13 protein-coding genes are annotated in these 22,115 nt (G+C 46.2%); 4 read left to right on the forward strand and 9 right to left on the reverse strand.

Annotation, left to right across the window (positions count from 1 at the left end):
• Positions 1 to 137: 137 nt before the first annotated feature.
• The 7 genes from galB to K6V30_RS11830 form a co-directional block, all read right to left on the reverse strand.
• On the reverse strand, positions 138 to 2,585 hold the full coding sequence (galB, locus tag K6V30_RS11800; protein WP_010537320.1) for a beta-galactosidase GalB: 2,448 nt from the start codon (positions 2,583 to 2,585) through the stop codon (positions 138 to 140).
• 64 nt (positions 2,586 to 2,649) lie between these two features.
• Positions 2,650 to 3,738, reverse strand: coding sequence for a glycoside hydrolase family 53 protein (locus K6V30_RS11805; RefSeq protein WP_029425438.1), 1,089 nt, complete (start codon positions 3,736 to 3,738; stop codon positions 2,650 to 2,652).
• A 23-nt stretch (positions 3,739 to 3,761) separates the two neighbouring features.
• Positions 3,762 to 5,504: a DUF5114 domain-containing protein gene (locus K6V30_RS11810; RefSeq protein WP_010537322.1), complete on the reverse strand. Its 1,743-nt coding sequence runs from the start codon at positions 5,502 to 5,504 to the stop codon at positions 3,762 to 3,764.
• A gap of 23 nt (positions 5,505 to 5,527) precedes the next feature.
• The gene (locus tag K6V30_RS11815; RefSeq protein ID WP_055271177.1) at positions 5,528 to 7,105 is read right to left on the reverse strand and encodes a RagB/SusD family nutrient uptake outer membrane protein; all 1,578 of its coding nucleotides are present in this window, start codon (positions 7,103 to 7,105) and stop codon (positions 5,528 to 5,530) included.
• Between the two features lie 19 nt (positions 7,106 to 7,124).
• Positions 7,125 to 10,100: a SusC/RagA family TonB-linked outer membrane protein gene (locus K6V30_RS11820; RefSeq protein ID WP_070612442.1), complete on the reverse strand. Its 2,976-nt coding sequence runs from the start codon at positions 10,098 to 10,100 to the stop codon at positions 7,125 to 7,127.
• A gap of 54 nt (positions 10,101 to 10,154) precedes the next feature.
• Entirely contained in the window at positions 10,155 to 12,797 is a 2,643-nt protein-coding gene (locus tag K6V30_RS11825) for a cellulase family glycosylhydrolase (RefSeq protein WP_055271173.1), read from the reverse strand.
• A gap of 115 nt (positions 12,798 to 12,912) precedes the next feature.
• Positions 12,913 to 16,440 carry a two-component regulator propeller domain-containing protein gene (locus tag K6V30_RS11830; RefSeq protein WP_055271171.1) on the reverse strand — a complete coding sequence of 1,176 codons (3,528 nt, stop codon included), beginning with the start codon at positions 16,438 to 16,440 and terminating at the stop codon, positions 12,913 to 12,915.
• Between the two features lie 150 nt (positions 16,441 to 16,590).
• Here K6V30_RS11830 and K6V30_RS11835 point away from each other — a divergent pair, with 150 nt between their 5' ends.
• From K6V30_RS11835 to K6V30_RS11850, 4 genes are all read left to right on the forward strand, one after another.
• Positions 16,591 to 17,142, forward strand: a complete 552-nt coding sequence (locus K6V30_RS11835) for a DUF4738 domain-containing protein (RefSeq protein WP_010537327.1) — start codon at positions 16,591 to 16,593, stop codon at positions 17,140 to 17,142.
• Between the two features lie 135 nt (positions 17,143 to 17,277).
• Positions 17,278 to 18,456 (forward strand): heparin lyase I family protein, encoded by a 1,179-nt coding sequence (locus K6V30_RS11840; protein WP_055271169.1) that lies wholly within the window; start codon positions 17,278 to 17,280, stop codon positions 18,454 to 18,456.
• A gap of 220 nt (positions 18,457 to 18,676) precedes the next feature.
• Positions 18,677 to 19,120: a PepSY-like domain-containing protein gene (locus tag K6V30_RS11845; protein ID WP_055271165.1), complete on the forward strand. Its 444-nt coding sequence runs from the start codon at positions 18,677 to 18,679 to the stop codon at positions 19,118 to 19,120.
• 38 nt (positions 19,121 to 19,158) lie between these two features.
• A complete protein-coding gene (locus tag K6V30_RS11850) occupies positions 19,159 to 19,659 on the forward strand; it encodes a PepSY-like domain-containing protein (protein ID WP_010537330.1) in 501 nt (166 codons plus the stop codon).
• A 123-nt stretch (positions 19,660 to 19,782) separates the two neighbouring features.
• On the opposite strand, the gene K6V30_RS11855 is transcribed toward K6V30_RS11850, so the two are convergent.
• Positions 19,783 to 20,991, reverse strand: coding sequence for an L-serine ammonia-lyase (locus tag K6V30_RS11855; protein ID WP_008760393.1), 1,209 nt, complete (start codon positions 20,989 to 20,991; stop codon positions 19,783 to 19,785).
• Positions 20,992 to 21,008: 17 nt separating this feature from the next.
• Positions 21,009 to 22,061 (reverse strand): magnesium/cobalt transporter CorA, encoded by a 1,053-nt coding sequence (gene corA, locus K6V30_RS11860; protein WP_010537331.1) that lies wholly within the window; start codon positions 22,059 to 22,061, stop codon positions 21,009 to 21,011.
• Between the last annotated feature and the right edge of the window lie 54 nt (positions 22,062 to 22,115).

Raw genomic sequence — 22,115 nt, forward strand, 5'->3', positions numbered from 1 at the left:
GTGTGACGGCAATACTTGCCATCACACTGCTGTCACACGTTGCTGTCACGGTCTTATGGTTTAATTATCAGACTATTATCACTCGTTTGGTGACAGGTGACAGCAATTTTTCAAATATATTTCTTTATGTAGACCGATTATTTCGTCAGAAGACGGATACTTCCTGCTTTCACTCCGCCGGCTTTGGCAGTCAGAATAATTTCTCCGGCTGTTTCATTCGTTTGTACGATAGCTGTAAGCATTCCGTTGAAAGCGTGCATCTTCGGAAGATGGAACAGGTCGAGACTCGTTGGGTCACCATTGGCTCCGGCACGGTATGTTCCGGCTCCTTTGACGGAGAAGTTAATCAGGCGGTTGTCGGCAGGGCAGAGGTTTCCGTCTTTGTCTACTACTTTCACGGTTACATAAGCAAGGTCTTTTCCGTCTGCCGTCAGTTCATTCCGGTTGCTGACCAGTTCGATGTGATGAGGCTTGCCGGCTGTACGGACCACTTTTTCTGCTACTGCTTTTCCGTCTTTATCATAGGCTACTACTTTCACTTCACCCGGTTCATATACAGCATCCATCCACATCAGGCGATAACGGCTCTTCAATGAACTGTTGTTCTTGCTTTGTTTGCCATAGCTTTTGCCGTTGATAAACAGTTCGGCAGCAGGGTAGTTGGTGTAAACAAATACTGGAGTTACTTCACCTTCGCGTCCCGGCCATGTCCAATGCGGCAGGATATGCAGTGTTTCCGCTTCCTTATTCCATATGCTGCGGTATAAGTAATAGCGGTCTTTGGGCAAACTGGCGAGGTCGATAATGCCAAACATGGAACTGTGATTGGGCCAGGCATTGGTATCGTAAGGAGAAGGCTCACCCAAGTAATCGAAGCCGGTCCATACAAACTGTCCTATGGTCCAGTGGTAATCGTCTGCCAATGCAAAGTCCTCGTCAGGGATATTTGACCACGAACAAGCCTCTACATCATAAGAAGAACATTGATGGTCGTCGTATATCGCACTTTTCTTATCCTCAACCGGAAATTTGTAGACTCCGCGTGAACTTACGGTAGAAGCGGTCTCACTACCCAGAATGAGATTCTGCGGAAGTTTGGAGTATGCTTCCTGATAGCGGTTGGCGCGGTAGTTCAGACCGGGAATATCGATCATGGCGGCAAATCCGTTGGCAAGCACACAAGATACCTGGTCCATGCCGCAGGTGACGGGGCGGGTAGGATCTTCACGATGACAGATGTCTTGCAGGAACTTCGCAACTTTGTATCCGACAGGGCTGCATTGGGTGGGAACCTCATTGCCGATGCTCCACATTACCACACAAGGATTGTTGCGATAGTTGTGCAGCATATTCACCATATCGCGTTCTGCCCATTCGTTGAAGTAACGGTGATATCCGTTTTCACATTTGGCGATGTCCCATTCGTCGAACGGTTCGATCATCATCATGAATCCCATTTCATCACACAATTCCACGAGTTCGGGAGCCGGCATATTGTGGGAAGTACGAATGGCATCGCATCCCATGTCTTTCAAGAGTGTGAGCTGGTGGCGAAGTGCCGCTACGTTGATGGCTGCACCCAACGGACCTAAGTCATGGTGATTGCATACCCCCTGAAATTTGCGGTGTTTTCCGTTCAGATAGAAACCTTTGTCGGCAATATATTCAATGCTGCGGATACCGAAACGGGTAGAGTAGGTATCTACCAGCTGATTGTCTGCATACACTTTGGATACGGCTTTGTAGAGAGCGGGGCTTTCCGGCGACCAGAGTTGAGGCGCATTGACGATGAAGTTTTGTTCAAACGGCTGCCCGTGATTGATGCGTCCTTTGTTTTCTTTACGTGTCACTACCTTTCCATCCGGTGACAGGATTTCTGTCTCTATACGGATTTCCGTCTTTTCGCCGGCATTCTCTATCTTTGTCTGCAGGCGTATGGCGGCAAATTCATCACTGACATGGGGAGTGGTGATCTGCGTACCCCATACGGGGACGTGGACTTTGTCCGTCACAATCAGATGTACATTGCGGTACAAACCTGCTCCCGGATACCAGCGTGAAGACTGCGGACGGTTTTCCAGGCGTACCGCCAGTGTATTGTTCTTTCCGTCTTTATTCAGGAAAGGGGTAACGTTGCAATGAAAAGAATTGTAGCCGAAAGGCCAGAAGCAAGCCTCCTGTCCGTTGACGTATATACGCGCTTCGCTCATTGCTCCGTCGAACAAGAGAGTGACTTCCTTGTCGGCGGGAACATCGAAACTGGTGCGATACCATCCGGTTCCGACATATGGAAGACCTCCGGTACGTCCGGTTTTCAGTGATGCCTTTTTCTCAAAGTTCTGTGTGACTGCTACATTTTGCAGGTCGTTCTTCACATCGAAAGGTCCGAAGATGGCCCAGTCATGTGGGATAACGACCGATTCCCATTTAGTATCGTTGTAGTCAGTCTGCGCAGCTTCCGGAAAATCTCCTTTACTGAATTTCCAGTTCTTTTCGAGCAGCGTTTCGCTGCGCTGTGCTTGCAGCATACTGGCTGCGCTCATCAAAAGTACAGTTAGCAACTGTTTTTGGTGTTTCATGTTCATTTTTTCTTTTTCAGGTATATAAATTAGGGATTCGGGGTAAAGTTATGAAAAGGATTCAATAAATTTATCGTTTGAAGGCATTAAATGCAGAAGTCGGCTTGCCGCTGTCGTCAAATAAACCTTTGTGATACCCTTTCCAACCACCGTAGCACTGAGGCTCCCAGGTGAATACGCCCAGACATTGGTCTATTTCTTTCGCTTTTGTCACGAAGTCGGTAAAAAATGCTTCTGCTTCTTCGTAATTCCAGTTAATGCCGAGTTCGCACATCATGACCGGAGTATTATAGCGTTCGATCAGATTTTTTATGTTGCTTATGCAGTCGTTGTTCAGCTTGCGCCAGTCCTGTGTCTCTGGATCAGGGTAGAGTGACATGCCGATTACATCCCATTTGCCACCGTCTGCTTTCAGTCCGTCGAACAGCCAGATATAGCGGTTGGGATTGTTGCCTTCGTCGATATGTACAATCACTTTTGCCTGCGGATAGATTGCTTTGACGGCATCGTAACCGGAAGTTACCAGTTTGGCAAAGTTGGCAGTGTTTCCGCTGCTGGCCGCTCCGTCGGGTTTCAGCATGCCCGAACGTGTTTCGTTGCCTACCTGTACCCATTCCACATCGATGCCTCTTGCTTTGATGGCACTCAGAACATCAGTCGTGTGGTCGGCTACAGCTTTCTGCAATTCCTCGAAAGACAAGTCTGCCCAGGCAGCAGGTTTTTCCTGTCGTCCCGGATCGGCCCAGATGTCGCTATAGTGGAAATCGATCATGATACGATAACCCAGATTGTGGGCGCGCCATGCTTTGGTCACAACATCGTCTTTGTCGCACCAGCCTTCGGGATTGAAATAGCCTTCGTTTTCAGACCATCCCTGGTCGGGGTTTACCCATACACGCAGGCGGATCGAGTTCATTCCCAGATCGCGGAGCAGGGACATGCATTCGTGGTCGTTGCCTTCGGCATCATAGAACTTGTAGCCTGATTTCTCCATTTCTGTCAGCCAGCTGACGTCCGCTCCTTTGGCGAAGCCGGACATATCATACACATTCTCTTGATTTTCCGGAAATACCGGCTTTTCATCGTTGTCGTCGCAAGCGGTGAAGAAGGCTCCGCACAACAGTGCGGAAGCCATCAATATGTTTTTGAATTGTTTCATCATTGTTCTTCGTTATCTAAAGGTTATTGCTGAACGGCGGAATAAGTTCCGTCAATCAGGTTCACTGTAATTGTATAAGTACCAGCCTTCAGCATGATACCATCGCCATTGTAATATAGCTTGCCGTCGCTTCCTCCGTAGAAAGCAGTCCATGCATTTTCTACATAGAATTTGGCTCCCCATTTGGAATCTGTCGCCAGTGTGATGGTACCGGAGTATTCGCCGGCAGTTCCGGTGCTTGCAATCGGGTTGAAGCTGTTGTCATTCTCTATTCCGTAGTAACAATAGATATTGTCGCCAAGAGCATACGTCTTATAAGTAAGCTCTTTCAGAGATACATCGAACAGATACAGTCCGGCATCGGGAGCAGGAATGTTAGTGCCTTGTCCGTTAATCAGCGTACCGCTTTCGGCTGTGCTGGCAGCATCATCCTTGGCGATGGTGTACATTCTGCTGGTATCCCACTCATTGCCCGATGAGAATAAGGTCATCGCATAGTTTCCATATTTGGAGTTAACGTCTACGATGCCGGCATACTTCTGTTCTTCTTTGTAATAGACTTCTATTTTGTGGTCGTATGCCCATTCAGTGTCCGGACCGATTCCCGGCAGATACAGATATTGTCCTTCTTCCGGTTCGGGTTCCGGTTCTACGGAGCCGCCTTTCTCTACGGTAGCTGTCCATTGCTGCGGATTACTCAGGTCGATGCTCAGTGTACATTCTCCTGTTTGCGGAACATTGACAGTGATATCTCCGGCAGTTTCTCCAAAGCTCAATGCAGCGTTGCTGCCACTGAATGCGACAGGGGTGTCCTTGGCTTTTGTATCGTCGATGTCATAACCGCCATTGTCGTTGAGGTTGGCGCAGGTATGGTCATACAGTTTACCCGTTCCGTCAATCCGGACGGTGATTGTTCCGGTTGCATCCGCATTGAATGTAGCGGTCCATTTCCGGCTGGTACGGTCGAATGTCATGGTGGCATTGATGTCTCCGCTGACATTTAAAGAAGGAATCAGCAGTCCGTTCCATTGCTTGCTGTTGGTATCAAATGTGATATAGTAGCAACCGGCAGTTCCGGGGAACCAGCACTTCCAGTCGCCGGCTGTAGTGAGCAGGAACGGCATTCCGGTCTCGTTGTCATTTCTCCAGATGGTACCGTCGGCTTCCTGTACCAGGAAGTTGAACCAGCCCTCTACACCGACGAAGCCCTTGTATATACCGTCGGTATTGGCGGAGAACAGGGTCATTCCTGTGGCAGTCGCATTCTGGTCGAGTACGTTGGCAAAGCGCATATCCAGCTCATACGGGGTGATGGTTACTGCTTCTACGTTGCTATAAGCCGGATCGATGTTGTTACCCGTCGTTCCTTTCAGGCGGAAGTAGAATTTTGCGGCCACGTTGGCTTCCACTCCCAGATTATTAGCGACAATGTTCAGTTCGGCACCGTTGTAAGTCTTCGAAAGGGAGGTTTCGGCAGACTCTACGATAGTACCCGAGAAGTCTTCGCTCAAAGAGACTTGCATGGCGGTTTTCAGCAAATTAGTCGGTTTAAAGTTCGGATTGCTGATAGCCAGTGTACGGTCTGTCCATGCCAGCGATAACACATTCTTCTGTGCGGTCGCTTCGGTCAGTACGATGTTGTCTGTCGAAGCAATGAGTTCATTGCTTGTCAGGCTCGACAAGTAATATTTATCTCCGTCTTCTTCGCAGGCACCCAGTACGAAGAGGGCTGCCAGAGAGAGGATCAGACTATTTATTGTTTTCATATATCGTTCGTATTAGAGGATAATTAATAATTTTCATTATACAGGTTCGGATTGGCTGTAAGTTCCGTATTCGGTATCGGGTAGATATTGTACTTGCTGTTTACGGCTGTACCGCCTTTCTCGCCGCCTTTCCACTGCCACAGATATTTGTCGGTTGTGAACATGCCGTAGCGGATCAGGTCCGTACGTCTGTGTCCTTCCCAGTAAAGTTCGCGGGCGCGTTCTTTTAACAAGAAGTCAAGAGTCAGGTCGGAATCTGCTATTTTGTGCTCATCGTCACCGTATGCCCGTCTCTGAAGTTCGTTGATATAGCCCAATACCGTTCCTCTGTCACTTCCTGTGCCGCCACGTACAACGGCTTCCGCCATCATCAGATATACGTCTGCCAGACGGAACAGGGGATAATCGGTGTTCACACCGCCGTCGGCTGTATTGGAAGCCGTTTGACCATTATCTGTAAGGTTGGTCCATTTCGTTACAAAAAAGCCGTTTGACTGATCATCTATTTTATCCAGGTATTGAGTCTGGCCGTCGGTAAAGAATAAGTAGCGTTGGTCAGCTTCTCCTGTAAACAGAGCTGGTATTTCACCGCGTACGCGGAACATACCCCAGCCGCTTTTCACTCCATAGTCTTCGGGTACTTGCTTGTCGGAAGTATTACTTACCGCACCGCAAATGATATAGGTGGAAGAACCCCATGATACGGTATGCGTAGCATCTACCGGCAGGGTGAAGATTATTTCATTGGCAGTGCGCTTGTCATTATCCGCATTGAACAGGCTGCTGTAATCGTCTTCCAGAGAATATCCCTGAGCGATTGCCTGTTGGCAGGCACTGATACATTCGGTATATTTGGAAGTATTGGTGTACACTTCCGCATTCAGATAGAGTTTAGCCAGTAAGGTATACGCAGCTCCCTGTGAAGCACGGCCGTAAGGACAATCCGCTTTGTCGAGCATATCATTCACGGTGCTGTTCAGTTCGCTTTCGATATAACTGAAAATCTGTGCGGCTGTATAGCGTGGAGGGAGATAACCGCTTGTCGGGTCATTCTCCGTCACAAACGGAATGTTACGGTACAGGTCGAGTGCATGATAGTAGAACAGCGCACGCATAAACCGGGCTTCGGCACGGTAATGACGGATTTCACTTTGTTCCTGTTCCGTAAACTGTGCCAGCTTTTCGTCGGTAGCGTTGCGGATAAACTCATTGCACAATGCAATGTTGTAATAAATACGGTAGTACATATCCGATACCCACGGGTCGTTGGCATCCCAGCTGAGGTAGGTGAGGCCGGTCACGTTGTCACCGGACAACCAGGTAGAGGCTACTTCGTCCGTACCGCATTCCTGCAGGTTGAAGAAGCAACGCATGTAGTCCTGTCCGCTGTTGCTGCTCAAATCCGGATCACCGCTTTTTTCTTGTCCGGTAGTTACCATTGCCGTATAGATTTTCCCTAACACGGCTTTATAGTTTGCGGCGCTGGTGTAGATGCTGGCGGCTGTTTCGTCTTCATGCGGATACTGGTCCAAATCGCCTATGCAGGAACTTAGCAGCAGTGCGCTGCAAAAATAGAAGGCTGTATAAAATATCTTTTTCATAATGCGCTTTTTTAAGTAATTAGAAGTTGAAACCTACGTTGAGTGAGAAGGTACGTGGACGCGGGTAGAAAGAGTTGTCTACGCCGTTGGGTACTTCCGGGTCTACACCGCTGTATTTGGTGATGCAGAATACATTTTGTACCATAGCACTGACATTCAGGCTGCATCCTTTGCAGATTTCACCGAAATTATAGTTCAGTGAGAGGTTGTCCATTTTCAGGAACGAAGCATTCTCTACATAGTAGTCCGACAAGTATTGGCGGGACTGGAAACCGGTCTTCAGATAGCTCGTCGACAGGTTGTTCAACTGATAAGAGTTGTAGCTTACCGTTTCCCAGGCTCCGGTGTTCATCGCCATTGCATTGTATACATAGTTGCCGATGTTGGCACGCAGGCTGGTGCTCAATGTCCATTTCTTCCAGCGTAGTGAGGTGCTGAAGCCAAGAATATAGTCAGGAGCAGGAGAGTGGTAGCGATACAGGTCTTCGGTATTGATTTCTCCGTCGCCGTTCAGGTCTACATAGGCACCTTCTACCGGTTTACCGGTTTTCTCATCATACAGTTGGTGGTAAACGTAGAACATGTAAGGAGCATATCCTTCACTTAATGTCTGTACCTGATAGCTGTCGATATACGGACCTACGGAAGTGTTGGTAGCAGCAGCTCCGGCAGCCAGCGACAGGTTTTTCACCTTCATCTTCTGCCAGGTCATATTGAAACTGAGATCCCAGTTCCAGTCGTTGGTTTGTATCGGTGTTGCGTTCAGGCTGAACTCAATACCCTGACTGTCTACATTTCCTACGTTAGTCGTGATGTTACGGTCGAAAGTCGTTCCGGCTGCAGCGGGGACGGTTGCAATCAGATCTTCCGTTTTGCGGGTGTAGTAGTCGAAACTACCGGTAATACGGTCTTTCAGGAAACCGAAGTCGAAACCGACATTCCATGAAGTAGTCGTTTCCCATTTCAAGTCGGAAACATACGATTTGGGACGGTAAGTATAAATGTAATCATTACCCATGATAGATTCGGCACCATTCTGGCTGATAGTATAGATGGGCAGATAGTTATAGTTGCCGATACCGTCTTGCTGACCGGTCACACCGTAGCTGGCACGAACTTTCAGGTTGCTGAGTACTTTGTTGTTTTTAAGGAAAGACTCTTCCGTCACTCTCCATCCCAGTGCTACCGAAGGGAAAGTACCCCAGCGCACATTCTTGGCAAAACGGGAAGTAGCGTCCCGGCGTACGGTGGTAGTCAGCATATAGCGTGAGTCGAACGAGTAGTTCAGACGACCGTAGTAGGAGAGTAGTACATGGCGTTCATCGGTTGCTTTCGAAGTTTTCAGCACTTCTCCGAGCGTATTCATTTCACTGTAAAGAGGGTTGGTTGCTTTCCAGTACTGATAGTCATAACCGGCTGTCACGTCAAAACTACTTTTGATCGGTTCCACCAGTTTATTGTAGTTGGCGTATAAAGTCAGCAGACGGTTTTCTTTCTTTTGCGGACCGTAGCTGTAATCCAGGCCGGAAGTGGTGTAGTTTTGTGCAGCTTCTGCCGGAACATATACACTCCCTTTACCTTGTGCGTAATCATAACCTATCGTAGCATGCAGTTTCAGATCGGGGAAGAAGTGGACACGGTAATCCGCATCGATATTTCCGATGAAGCGTCTGACATTACTATGCGAGTCGTTCATTTGGATGAGACCTACCGGGTTCATTACTGCTCCGTTTACCGGTGCACCGGTATTGTCTACCGCCTCTGTATATCCTCCGAAAGTGTCCAGGCCGGAATAAACCGGAATGGTCGGATTGATGGTAGAAGCTGCCCAGATGGCTTCCGTATTACCGAACGTGTTGTTATTGATGGAACCTTTCGCATTGATATTCAACTTCAGATGGTCTTTAAAGAAAGAAGGGTTGAGCGTAACACTTCCGGTGTATCGTTCGGCATTGTCCGTACGGAGCAGACCGCTTTGGTTGTAGTAACCTACCGATACGCGGATGGGCCAGTTCGGAGCAATCTTTCCGGTAATGCTCAGGTTGTTGTCCGTTCCGAAGGCATTCTGGTATATTTCATCGTTCCAGTCGGTGCGGGCTGTCCCCAACAAGGCTTGTTGGGCAGCCGTTCCTTGTGTCCGGATGGTATTCACGAACTGGTCGTAACTCAACATGTCCGCTAACTTTGTACGGGTCTGAATAGAGTTGGTAGTGCTGAATGTGATTTTCATTTTGTCCGAACTTCCTTTCTTGGTAGTGATAAGGATGACACCGTTGGATGCACGCGAACCGTAGATCGCGGTTGAAGAGGCATCTTTCAGAATCGTCATGCTTTCAATATCATTCGGGTTGATGAGGCTCAGGAAATTGCCGTCATTACCGCTGATACCTCCTTGTTCCAGAGGAACACCGTCCAATACGATCAGCGGATCGTTACTTGCATTCAGTGAAGCTCCTCCACGTACACGGATCGTACTTCCGGAAGTAGGCGAACCACTGTTGGACATGATTTGTACACCGGAGATTTTTCCGTTAATCAGTTGTTCGGGAGAACTTACCAGTCCCATGTTGAAGTCTTTGCTGCTGACATTCGTCACCGAACCGGTCAGGTCACTTTTGCGTTGCGTTCCGTATCCGATGACTACTACATCACTCAGTACTTGTGAGTCGCTTTTCATTTGTACATTCAGTACGTTGCCGTTTGCGGGGATAGCTATCACTTTAGTTTCGTATCCTACGTAAGAGAATTGTAGTTCCTTACTGTCTTTCGGTACATTCAGAGTGTAGTTTCCGTCAAAGTCGGTCACTGTACCCGTTGATGTTCCTACAATGAGAATGCTCACTCCGATCATCGGTTCTTTGTTCTCATCGATCACTTGTCCGGTCATTTTCTTGCCTCCCTGTTGGGCAAAGGCAGGAATTGCGCCTCCAAGAAAGGCTGTACATAAGATGAATAGTACAGTCAGATGGCGTAGATTTAAGATGTTACTGTTCATAATTATTGTGTAATTGATAATAGATTTATTTTATTGAAATATCGGTTAATAGTATCATTCCAGCCAGATCTCTCCAAGCTCGATCTCTGTTACCGGTCTGGCATTGCCCGGCATTGATATTTCCAGCTTTTCTATTTTCTCCGCCTGGAAGGGTATTTCCGTTTCCGGTTGGAAGTACTGTTTCAGGAAGACGGGATAAGCTACCGGAAGCAATGCCGTGTCTGTCTGACGCAACCGGTTCAGAGGGATTCGTATGATTCCTTCCGGTGAGGGAGAAGGACAAGGGCTTTTGTACGTGTATCCGTCCGATGTAACGAAACCGGCACTGATTCCTTCCGGAAGAGCCTTCGCCCGGTTAACCCGGATGCAGAGGACGGTACAATCTTTTATTTTGCCTTTTCTTCCGTCTATCTTATCTTTGACAAATGTGCGAAGGAAGTATTGCGGATTCTCTCCTTTCGATGTAAAGGTGAACCGGAGCAATGGCTTTTCTGTCGGAGATGAATCGGTTAAACTCCGGTGAAGCTCGTTCCATTCGGGGAGTGTATAGGCTTCTATCCGGCTATGGGTATCTGTTACAGTCAGTAACTGTATCGCACTACCTGGGGCGACTACACGGGTAGTCCAGTATTGGCTGAGGGTGTAGTCCCAGTCCAGCGGATTTCCGTTTGTACCGGAAGAACTTCCTGTAGCGGAACTCCCTGCAGGATAAGTACGGGTACTGTCGCCCCGGCAGACGATGATGTTATACCTGAAATAACCTTCTTTTATCTCTTCGGCGGGTATCGTTGCCTGATATGTATAGCCGTTTGTGCGCTGCATCTTGACGGACGGATTGTGATCGTTCCAGAAAGAGATCTTGTCGGTGTAAATGATGACGGAGTCGGGAAATTCCGGACCTGTTATCTGTGCTGTGATCTTCAATGGTTTGTTGGCTTCCACAGTGGTGGCAGGTGTATGCATAACCCGGTAACTCGTTGCCCGTGGTGCGGGAGCCGCGTATTCGCCCAGTCTGATCGTATTCCATTGCGAATCGGCTGTCCAGTTTTGCTTCGGCGCACAATGCTTGCGTTGCAGCAGGTAAACGCCCGGACGGAGGGAGTGAATCACTCCGTCTTTCACTTCCTCTTTTCTGCTGTTCTCTCTGTGGGCGGAGGAAGCAAGTGTTGAATTGGCCGGCGATTGAATGGCGGAAAGGGTGAATGCATTTCCCAGGTTCGGAAGTTGCAAGGCCATGTCCCAGGCACCGTAAGCGATGGTCACTACTTCTTTCTCCAGCGAAGGTTTGGCGAACGGATCATTGACGATGATTGCATCAGGCATCACTTCCAGTCTCCATACTCCGTCTTCCAGACGGTCTATGAAATAAGCGCCTGTACCTTCGTAGCGCACAACAGGAGAACTTCCACACCCTGCGATGGATACCAGTTGTGAGGCATCTTTGGGTTGCGTACGGGTGGTATTGGAGTAATAGAATTTGTTTCCGTTGTTCAGTTCGCTGAGGTCTTCTGTATAGCTTACCCGGAAACCTTCACCGAACAACGTATCTTGTGGATAACTTCCGTAAGATGCGCCTCTCTTCAGGCTTTGTGCTGCCTCGGAAGCTATTTTCATGCTGATTGCCTTGTGCGGGGTATAGGCGAGATTCAGAAAATGTGTCTGATATTCGGTATTCGCGTAGGCAATGTCCATCGGGTCATACGCGAACTGGGTAATCCATTGAAAGCCGGCTGTGCGGAAAGTGCGGACCATAGCCGGATACATATAAGAATACATGATATCCGCCGGATCAAATTCGTAAATCATTCGGGCTTTCTTATCGAAGCCTTTTACTTTATCGGCAAATGAAATATCGTAGCGGTCTACATAGGGAAGGAAGTTCCCTTGTTGTGTTTGTCCGGATACTAGACCGATGGGATACCATTGGTAAGTCGTTCCTTTGATATCGGTGTCATAGTATGCCTCTACTGTCCATTCGTTATGGCTTACATTGTAGAATACAGGCTTCCGGTTGCCGGCTTTGCGTATGGCTTTCAGCATTCGGTTGATGTAGGATTTTACTTCTTCCTTTGTGCCGGAATGGCAAGGTTCGTTATTTATTTCAAATCCTACAATAGACGGATCGTCCTTGTAAGCCAGTCCGGTGTAGGGATTGGTGTGTCTCACCAAACTATAGAGATATCTTTCTTGTGCGGCAATAGCTTCCGGTTCGGAGTGCATGCTGCATTTGTCGTACTTATAAGAAAAGCCGCCTGTCGGCTCGTTCCGTTCGGGATATCCGTTCCCGAAGTTTGTTTGTGCGGTAATCACGATATGGATATTCCGTTCTTTCAGCTTGGCAATCAGGTAGTCCATCAGGTCCAGATGATCGTTTTCTGAAAGATTTCCTTCTCCGTCTGTCAGTTCCACATCCCATAAGTGAATACGATAGGCATTGAATCCCAGTCGGGAAAGATGGTACACATCTTTATCTATAGCTGCCTTACGGTCTACTCCCAAGTATCCGAGAGCACGGTAAGCATGAGCGAAAGGGGTAGTATAATTTGCACCGAAGAAGGAAGCTTCCCGATGAGTGTCGTTCCAACGCATCACTCCGTTTCCATCTATATATATAGTAGGTATGGAAGTCGTTTTCCCTTGTGTGCCGACAAAGGTGAATAACAGGCAAATGCAGGTAAGAATAAACTGTCTTTTCATGCTATCAAATTTACTGGTTTGTTGATAGCGGCAAAGATAGATTATCTGTCATTTTAATAAAAGCACAGATTGGACATATAAGGATAAAAATAGGACGAAATGCCCTGAAATGCCCCTACAACTCATCATTTAGGTATTGGCGCGGCGTTTTTCCGAACTCAGCCTGAAAACATTTGGAGAAATAAGAGTGATTGGAAAAGCCTACCATATACATCACTTCGGCAACGGTGAATTTCTTTTGTTGCAGTAACATGGCAGCCTTCTTCATTCGGATAGATTTGATATATTCCACCGGAGACATTCCGGTCAGTTGTTTGATCTTCCGGTAAATCTGCTTGTTGCTGATTCCCGACAGTTCGCAAAGTGCATTTACATTCAGGTCTGCATCGGAGAGGTGATCTTCGATCAGACGGATGATGTTCGAAAGGAATTTCTCATCCTGTGACTCAGCTTCGATCGGTTTAAGTACGGGAAGAGACTCTAACTGCTTTTTAGACTGTGCAGCCGGTATTTCATCCTCTTCTACTGCGGCGACCGGAATACTCAGTCCGATGGAAGTTCCCTTTCCTTTTTCGGAAGTGACTCCGTTGATAGAGCCACCATGCAGTTCTGTGTAAGTCTTTACCAGGTAAAGCCCGATACCGGTACCTTCTTTGCTACCGCTATGAGGTGACTGGAAGAAACGTTGGAAGATATAAGGAATATCCTGTTGCGGGATACCTGCTCCTGTGTCGGATACGCAAATTTCCAGCAGACCGCTTTCTTGCCGATAGAAAAGGGATAAACGGATATTTCCACCCTCGGAGGTAAACTTGACGGCATTCGACAATAGATTATCCAGTATCACTCCTAGTTTGATCGCATCCATATCGGCATAAATCTTTGCTTTGTTTGCTTCGAAATGGAAAGTGAACCGTTCGTCTTCTTCATATACAGAGAATAGACTGCGGCTGAACGATACCAGTTCGATGCGCGACAGGATAAGCAATGAATCTTTATTGTCTTCAATCCGGTTGAAGTTGAGTACCTGATGAATCAGTGAGTTTATTTTCATGGCGTTGCGCTGAACCTCTTCCAGTGTTTGCTTCTCATGTGCTTCTTCTGTAGCCGGAAGTAATTGGCTGATGGGAGCAATAATCCGGCTGAGAGGCGTCTTTAATTCATTGGACAGGTTGGTGAAGAAGGCCATTTTCTGGCGGGACTGCTCCAGAATCTTCTCTTTTTCCCTGCGTTCTGCTTTCAGGCGGTTTTTTACCCGGAAGAAGTTGATTGTCCATGCAATCAGACTAAGCAGCAGTAAAACATAGATGGCTTTTGCCCATATTGTATAGTACCACGGCGGAAGAATCCGGATATTCAGAATATAAGGCTGGTCGGACGGCTGACCGTCTTTTCCCAGTTTGCTGATAATAAGCTGATAATTTCCGTAGCTCAGATTACTGTATGTAATGCGGTTGATATTGGATTTCAGGAAGTTCCATTCTTTGTCCATTCCTTCCAGACGATAAACGAACTTGTTTTTCTCATCCAGTGAATAAGGAAGATCGGATAATTCGAATGACAGGTTATTCTGATTATATTTTAATTCGATCGAGTTGGTATATCGGATATTGGGCACGTCATCTCTGGTGCGTGGTGATACCAGTTGATTGTTAATGTATAAGGCAGTCAACAGGATCGGGCGTTCCGGTTGGTGTATGGTTTGTATATCGGGGTGTGAGATACCGAAGCCGTCAGCTCCTCCCAGATAAATGCAATTCTCTTTCGGATCGAATAGCAGGCTTGTGAAGCGCTTGTCTGTCATATTCTGCAGCCGGGCATCCATTGTTTTCCGGTCGATTATCCAAAGTCCGTTGGTAGTGGACACCCAGATGTGATTCTTTACGGAAGTCATGGACAGAATCTCGTTGTTGCTGAAACTTCCGAAAGAGATACTTTGCTGGCTCTCGTCTTTGGGATTGATACGCATGACACCGCCATGAAACCCTACCCAGAGCATACCGTCCTCATCACATAACAGGTAGTTGGGGCTTTTCTCTCCGTTTAATTCGTCAGCAAATAATTTTGTCACTTCCCGTGTGCGGGGATTAATTTTGTCTATCCCTTTATTATTGTAGAGCAACACCCATACATTGCCTTCATTATCGGGAATAATCTGGTTGATAAACATGCCGGACAGTCCGTTGTGGACGGAGTAATTCTGTTCGGCTACATATTGTCCGGAGGCAGACTGCATCAGCCTGTGCTTGTCTACTACAAAGATTCCTCCCAGACAGGTTGAAATCCACAGATGTCCGGCATTGTCTTCGAACATATAATAAGTCCAGTTGGTGTTATATGTTCCTGTACTGTCTACAATGTTATAGTGCACGAATTGGCGGGTTGCATAATCGTAGCGGTTGATGCTTCCGTCGGTAGCTATCCATAGCTGCTGTTCCTTATCTTCATAAATATGCCGGATACGGTTGTGTGATAACGGATAAGTCTTGTCACCCATTCTGTACCAGATAGCGTTATGCTTGTCTCCGGCAGGATCGGTGAAGCGGATTAATCCGTTGGTACCTCCAAACCAGTAGAAACCTTTTGAGTCGCGGAACAGGGAGTAGAACTGATTTCCGTCTCCCGTACCTGTAATCTGTGAGATCGGAATAAATTGCAGGGCGCTGTTGTAGCGTGAAAGGGAAATGCCGTAGTCGGTACCCAGCCAGATGTTATGTTCCTGATCGGCAAAGATATTCCAGATGATGTTATTCGTCAACGACTGGATATTGCGGGAATCGTGAATGATGTGCTGTAGAGGAGTGACATCATTGTGATAGACGTACAGGCCGTTGTCCGTACCTGCCAGCAGATCTCCATTTCCATCCAGAGCCAGTGATTTGATCGAGTTGTTATGGAAGGCTTCTGTCTGCTTCATCTGTCCGGTTGATGGAAAATACTGGAAAAGGTAACCTTCCGTACCTATCCAGATACATTGGCGGCCCGTATCTTCCAGCAAGGAATTGACGAACAGGTTGCTTTGGCTGCTATTGACGGGAAGGGGAATCTTTTCGAATTTCCCGTTTGAGGCAATATAGCGGCACAGCCCGTTGTAGGTTCCCACATAAATCTGATTGTCTCCGGTGCGGATAATGGAGTAGATGGTATTATGGGGTAGTCCGTTGCGCTTTGTGTCGAGAGGACTTAGCTTCCGGTTTTGCAGCTGATAGGTGTATAAGCCATTTAATGCGCCTATCCACAGGGTGTCTCCTTGAAGTGCCATTGTGCGTACATCTGTCGGAAAGTCTGTTGCCGGTTGTTCGTAGCGGTCAGTCCGGTAATTGTAGATTAGGATTCCGTTGTCCGTACCCATATATAAATAGGTGTTATCTATAATGACACCGCAATAGATACGGGTGTTATTGATTTCTCCGTAAGTGAAATGCTGCTGTGTGGAATAACCGTCATAACTGAATAATCCCTTGTTGGAACCTATCCATATCAGTCCTTCGCTGTCTTGAAGGAAACAACTGACCACCGATGCTTCAGCACCGAGATAAATATTGTCGAATTGCTGGTAATTTACTTTTTGTCCATAGGCGGTGCTGCTTTGAATGCAACATGCACAAAGGAGAAAAAGAATGACTATGATTCGTTGATACATGATGTCAGGTTTGCAAGGCATTAAATCTCTAATTGTTGTGTTAATATTAGCACTCTTGATTGCAAATGTAGGAAAAATGTCGGTTACACTTGTAAATCTCCCCGTCTTTTTGTTCCTTTGCTCTATATTTATTAAACAGAATAGTTCGGAATGAAAAAGCTAATTTATCTGCTTTTGTTACCATTGGCTCTGACAGTAGTTGCCTGTGGCGGTAAGAACGGAAGTTCAAATAAAGAATCAGTGTTGGCAACGCAAGACAGTGTAGACGCTCATGGATTGCAGCGTATGCAAAGTTCGAAAGCTGAAACTGATATTAAATTTAAGGGGAAAGATTATCACTCGCTGGTTTCGCGTACTCCCGACGAGAGTCTGCCTCACGTCTCCAATGAAATGGGGGATACCTATGTAGACAATAAGATAGTGTTGCGTATCACCCGTGGAGGCGAGAACGTACTTAATAAAACATTTACTAAGAATGATTTTTCATCCGTAGTCGATGCGAACTTCCTTTCAAAGTCCGTACTCGAAGGAATTGTATATGATAAGACCACGCCGGAAGGAATCGTTTACGCGGCCAGTGTCTGCTATCCGCAGACAGACTTGTATGTCCCGCTCTCCATTACAGTTTCAGCCGATGGAAAAATGAGCATCAAGAAAGTGGATATGCTTGAAGAGGATTATCCGGAAGAAACGGCTGATTAAGCCTGTAGATAGGAGTATAAGACATTTCTGACAGAAGAATTGCACAAATGTGAAAGCATTTGAGACAAACGAAAGGCAGCCGTAAGGGTTGCCTTTTGTATTTTTGCACCGTCGATAAACTTAATACCGGATAGAATGAAGAAAAACATTTTGGTTATTTATATGATGGCGGCAGGCTGCGTAATGTTGACTGCTCAAACTAAAAATACGCAAACACTGGTGCCACTCACCGAACGGGTCAACGTACAGGCTGATTCTGCACGTGCCAATCAGATTATTGATGGTTGTTGGGTAGCTGTCGGAACGAATAAACCTCATGCCATTCAACGTGATTATACTCACTTGTTTGATGGAAAACCTTCCTGCCGTTTTGAGTTGAAGACCGAAGACAACACACTGGAAGGGTATGCGAAAGGCGAAACGAAGGGACGTGCCGAATTTTCATACTGCTATGCAACTTCTGACGATTTCAAGGGATTGCCGGCTGATGTTTATCAGAAAGCGCAGATTACAAAAACAGTTTATCACCACGGAAAGGGGGCTTGTCCGCAAGGAAGTTCCCGTGACTATGAGTTTTCGGTTTATATTCCTTCTTCTCTGGACAGTAATGTATCTACCATCTTTGCCCAATGGCATGGAATGCCTGACCGTACCTTGGTTCAAACTCCCCAGGGGGAAGTGAAGAAACTGACTATTGATGAATTTGTAGAATTGGAAAAAACGACTTTCTTCAAGAAGAATGCAGGACACGAAAAAGTAGCCAAACTGGATAAACAGGGTAATCCGGTAAAAGATAAAAATGGAAATCCTGTATATAAAGCAGGAAAGCCCAACGGATGGTTGGTAGAACAAGGAGGATATCCGCCATTGGCATTTGGATTTTCAGGAGGTATGTTTTATATCAAGGCGAATTCCGACCGTAAATGGCTGACAGACAAAGATGACCGTTGCAATGCAAACCCGGGGAAGACCCCCGTTATGAAACCTGTAACTTCTGAGTATAAGGCATCAACCATTGCCTATAAATTGCCTTTTGCCGATTTTCCGAAAGATTGCTGGATTACTTTCCGTGTTCATATCGACTGGACGGTATATGGTAAAGAAGCTGAAACGATTGTGAAGCCGGGCATGCTGGATGTACAGATGGATTATCAGGAGAAGGGGATGAAAGTGAGCAAACACATTGTGGATAATGAGAAGATTTTGATTGGACGTAACGATGAAGATGGCTATTACTTTAAGTTCGGAATTTACCGTGTAGGTGATAGTACCGTTCCCGTATGTTATAATCTGGCAGGATATTCAGAAAGATAAATAGGTAAATAGTTAAGGTTATAAGTTAAGGTGAAGAGAGCAATCCGGATGTTTCCATGTGGGCATCCGGATTTTTTTGTGGAGCAGATTCCGGGCTGAAAGTTAAAGAACACAAAAAAGAATGTGATCTTTGATTATTCCCAAATCTTTCCTAAATCTGTATCGTTATTTGCAGTATAAAACTTATTAGATATAGTATTAACGATAAAGAATAACGATTATGAAGAAAATTTTATCTTTGCTTGTGATGGCTATTGTAGCTATACAGTTCTCATTTGCCGGCGATGTGATTACAAAAGACATGAATCAACTGCCGCTTCCGGCACGCAACTTTATCAACCGTCATTTTACCAAACCTCAGGTGGCTCATATCAAGATTGATAAAGATATGATGGAGTCTACAAAATATGAAGTGTTATTGATGGACGGTACGGAAATAGATTTTGATAGTAAAGGTAACTGGGAGGAAGTAAGCGCAAAGAAAGGACAGGCTGTTCCGGCAAGCGTCGTTCCTTCATTCGCTGCCAGCTATCTGAAGGAGCATAACTTCACAGAACCTGTGACGAAAGTGGAGCGCGACCGGAAAGGGTATGAGGTGGAACTAAGTACCGGTGTTTCTTTCAAATTTGATAAGAAAGGAAAATTCCTGAAAGCGGATGATTAAGTGAATGTATGATATAACCTAAATCCTAAGAATTAATTATGTTAAAGTTTAAGTTTGGCGCATGGGCAGTCGTTTTTATGTTGGCTGTCCTTTCTTTCAGCGCATGCGATGACAATGATGATGAAACGTACAATCCGCCTGCCAACATTATTGAGGCATTGAAGCAACTATATCCGAATGCCCAGAATGTGGAGTGGGAGATGAAAGGGAATTATTATGTAGCTGACTGCTGGGTGACTGGTGACGAGCTGGATGTTTGGTTCGATGCGAATGCCAACTGGGTAATGACGGAAAACGAACTGGATAGTATCGATCAGTTAGTACCTGCTGTATATACCGGCTTTCGTAATTCCAATTACAGTTCGTGGGTAGTGACAGATGTGTTTGTACTGACGTATCCGCAGCATTCGACTGAGTCTGTGATTCAGGTGAAACAGGGAAATTTGAAATTTGCATTGTACTTCTCACAGGAAGGTGGATTGTTGCATGAAAGGGATATCACTGACGGTGACGATACGAATTGGCCGCCTATGGGATGAAATGAATCTGTATCGTATTGATTATCAGTATGAAATTATAGTGACGGTATCATCTCGGGATAGCGTCACTATGACAAGAGGATAGTGACGCCATCCCATGAGGATAGCGTCACTATAATACGTTTACATTTGCTGATAATCTTTGGCCAGTCCTCCTTCGCTCGTTTCTTTATAAAGTGATGGCAGATCGTGTCCGGTTTGTTTCATTACCTGTACCACTTTGTCAAAGGAAACACGGTGCATGCCGTCTGTAAAAGCTGAATAAAGATTGGCATCCAGTGCACGGGCGGCTGCATAAGCATTCCGTTCGATACAAGGGATTTGAACGAGACCGCATACAGGGTCACAAGTCATTCCCAAATGATGTTCCAGTCCCATTTCCGCGGCATATTCAATTTGTGCCGGACTCCCTCCGAATAATTGATTGGCTGCTGCCGATGCCATTGCGCAGGCTACGCCTACTTCTCCCTGGCAACCTACTTCCGCACCGGAGATGGATGCATTGAATTTGACAATGTTCCCAATTAACCCCGCTGTAGCCAAGGCACGCAGAATGCGCATATCACTGAAGTCACGGCTTTTTTGCAGATGATAAAGCACTGCCGGCATTACACCGCAGGAGCCGCAGGTAGGAGCGGTTACTATCTTGCCACCGGAAGCATTTTCCTCACTGACTGCCAATGCGTACGAGAAGACGAGTCCCCTGGATTGTAAGGATTGTTTGTATCCGGTAGCACGTATATAATAGGTAGAAGCTTTTCTGCGCAAGTTCAGCGGTCCGGGTAATACACCTTCCGCTTCCAGTCCGCGGTGGATGGCATCTTTCATCGTATCCCATACCTCCGCCAGATAGTCCCATATATCTTCATTCTCGCATTCCTTGACATATTCCCAATAGCTTTTTCCGGTACGTTCACACCATTGCAGAATTTCGGTCATATTGTTCATGCCATATACTTCCGGGCTTTCTATGGTCGGGTTGTCATTGTTCTCTGCCAAAGCTCCGCCGCCGATACTGTAAACTGTCCAGTTTTCCAATATCTTGTTGTTTGCATCTAAAGCGGCAAATGTCATTCCGTTCGGATGGAAAGGAAGGAAAACTTTGGGTTGCCATACAATTTCTACCGGAGCGGCAGGTTGTAAGGTATCTATGATGGCCACATCCGTCATGTGTCCTTTGCCTGTGGCTGCCAAACTTCCGTAGAGGGTTACTTTGAAAGAAGCGGCATCCGGATGACGTTCAACAAACATTTCCGCTGCTTTACGGGGCCCCATTGTATGACTGCTGGAAGGACCTGTGCCAATTCTGTATAACTCTTTAATAGATTTCATGGTTGGGTGTGCTTTAATTAATACCATTTCTTTTTTCTGAAGTACAAATATACAATAATACCGATAATCGCCATGATAATCCAGGCAAATAAATATCCGTATCGCCAGTCCAGTTCAGGCATCCATTTGTAGTTCATTCCCCATACACCGACCAGAAACGTAAGCGGGATAAAAATGGTGGATACAATGGTTAGCCGTTTCATGATATCGTTCATTCGTAAGTCATTGTTTGAGATATACAGATCGACTAATGAAGATAATGTTTCCCGGCAGATCTCGATCGTTTGTAATACAAACTGTAAATGGTCGTTTACGTCATTGTAGAATGCACGGTTCACTTTATGTATAAGGAGATTTTCTGCCCGCAGCAATTTTACATATTGTTCTTTAAGCGGAAGAATGGCTTTTTTCATCAGCATATATTGGCGGCGCAAGCCCTGAATCTGGATGCCTATGTCGTTTTCGTTTGTGATCATAAGTAGTTCTTCTTCCAGGTCTTCGAGTGCGTCATCGATGGAAGATATGGTTGAGATGTAGTTTGCCATTATACTGTTCAGCAGTACACTGAGCAGATAATCCGTCTGGCGGCTACGGATTTTCAGCACATCATTTCTCAGGGCGGAGTTGATTTCATCAAAGAAATCGGTTTCCTTTTCGAGAAAAGTGAGTACGTAATTGTTTCCCAGGATGATACAGACTTGCTGTTGGAGCAATCCGTCGAGGTCATCATCCTCTTTATGCTCATTGGGATGGAATATTTTCAGGATCAGGACAATATATTTGTCATGTTCTTCTATTTTGGTGGGATGGTCGGCATTTAATATATCTTGTAAAACGAGGAAGTCTATCTCAAAATGGCTGCAAATTTCGCGGATGGTTTCCGTGTCTTTCAGTCCATGTACCTGCAACCAGTTGATTCGTTCGTTATCCAGCGTTTCTTTGACGCTTTGAAAACTGACACCGGAGTTTTCCTGTATCTCGGTTGCATTGTATGTACAGAGATGTAGGTGGGTAGGGGTCAGACTGTCCCCGGTATAAATAAGCTTTTCGCTTAACAGATTATTTTTCATGCTTTATTCTCGTTTTAGAAAACCACTGTAACAAAGGTAGTGGTTTTCTAAAAG

The organism is Bacteroides faecis (assembly GCF_020091505.1).
In the GTDB taxonomy this organism is placed as follows: Bacteria; Bacteroidota; Bacteroidia; order Bacteroidales; family Bacteroidaceae; genus Bacteroides; species Bacteroides faecis.

Bases quoted from the DNA above. Each gene is read 5' to 3' on its own strand.
- K6V30_RS11850 (WP_010537330.1), top strand. From the start codon at position 19,159: ATGTTAAAGTTTAAGTTTGGCGCATGGGCAGTCGTTTTTATGTTGGCT.
- K6V30_RS11810 (WP_010537322.1), bottom strand. From the start codon at position 5,504: ATGAAAACAATAAATAGTCTGATCCTCTCTCTGGCAGCCCTCTTCGTA.
- K6V30_RS11815 (WP_055271177.1), bottom strand. From the start codon at position 7,105: ATGAAAAAGATATTTTATACAGCCTTCTATTTTTGCAGCGCACTGCTG.
- K6V30_RS11855 (WP_008760393.1), bottom strand. From the start codon at position 20,991: ATGAAATCTATTAAAGAGTTATACAGAATTGGCACAGGTCCTTCCAGC.
- corA (WP_010537331.1), bottom strand. From the start codon at position 22,061: ATGAAAAATAATCTGTTAAGCGAAAAGCTTATTTATACCGGGGACAGT.
- K6V30_RS11825 (WP_055271173.1), bottom strand. From the start codon at position 12,797: ATGAAAAGACAGTTTATTCTTACCTGCATTTGCCTGTTATTCACCTTT.
- K6V30_RS11805 (WP_029425438.1), bottom strand. From the start codon at position 3,738: ATGAAACAATTCAAAAACATATTGATGGCTTCCGCACTGTTGTGCGGA.
- galB (WP_010537320.1), bottom strand. From the start codon at position 2,585: ATGAACATGAAACACCAAAAACAGTTGCTAACTGTACTTTTGATGAGC.
- K6V30_RS11830 (WP_055271171.1), bottom strand. From the start codon at position 16,440: ATGTATCAACGAATCATAGTCATTCTTTTTCTCCTTTGTGCATGTTGC.
- K6V30_RS11835 (WP_010537327.1), top strand. From the start codon at position 16,591: ATGAAAAAGCTAATTTATCTGCTTTTGTTACCATTGGCTCTGACAGTA.
- K6V30_RS11845 (WP_055271165.1), top strand. From the start codon at position 18,677: ATGAAGAAAATTTTATCTTTGCTTGTGATGGCTATTGTAGCTATACAG.
- K6V30_RS11840 (WP_055271169.1), top strand. From the start codon at position 17,278: ATGAAGAAAAACATTTTGGTTATTTATATGATGGCGGCAGGCTGCGTA.
- K6V30_RS11820 (WP_070612442.1), bottom strand. From the start codon at position 10,100: ATGAACAGTAACATCTTAAATCTACGCCATCTGACTGTACTATTCATC.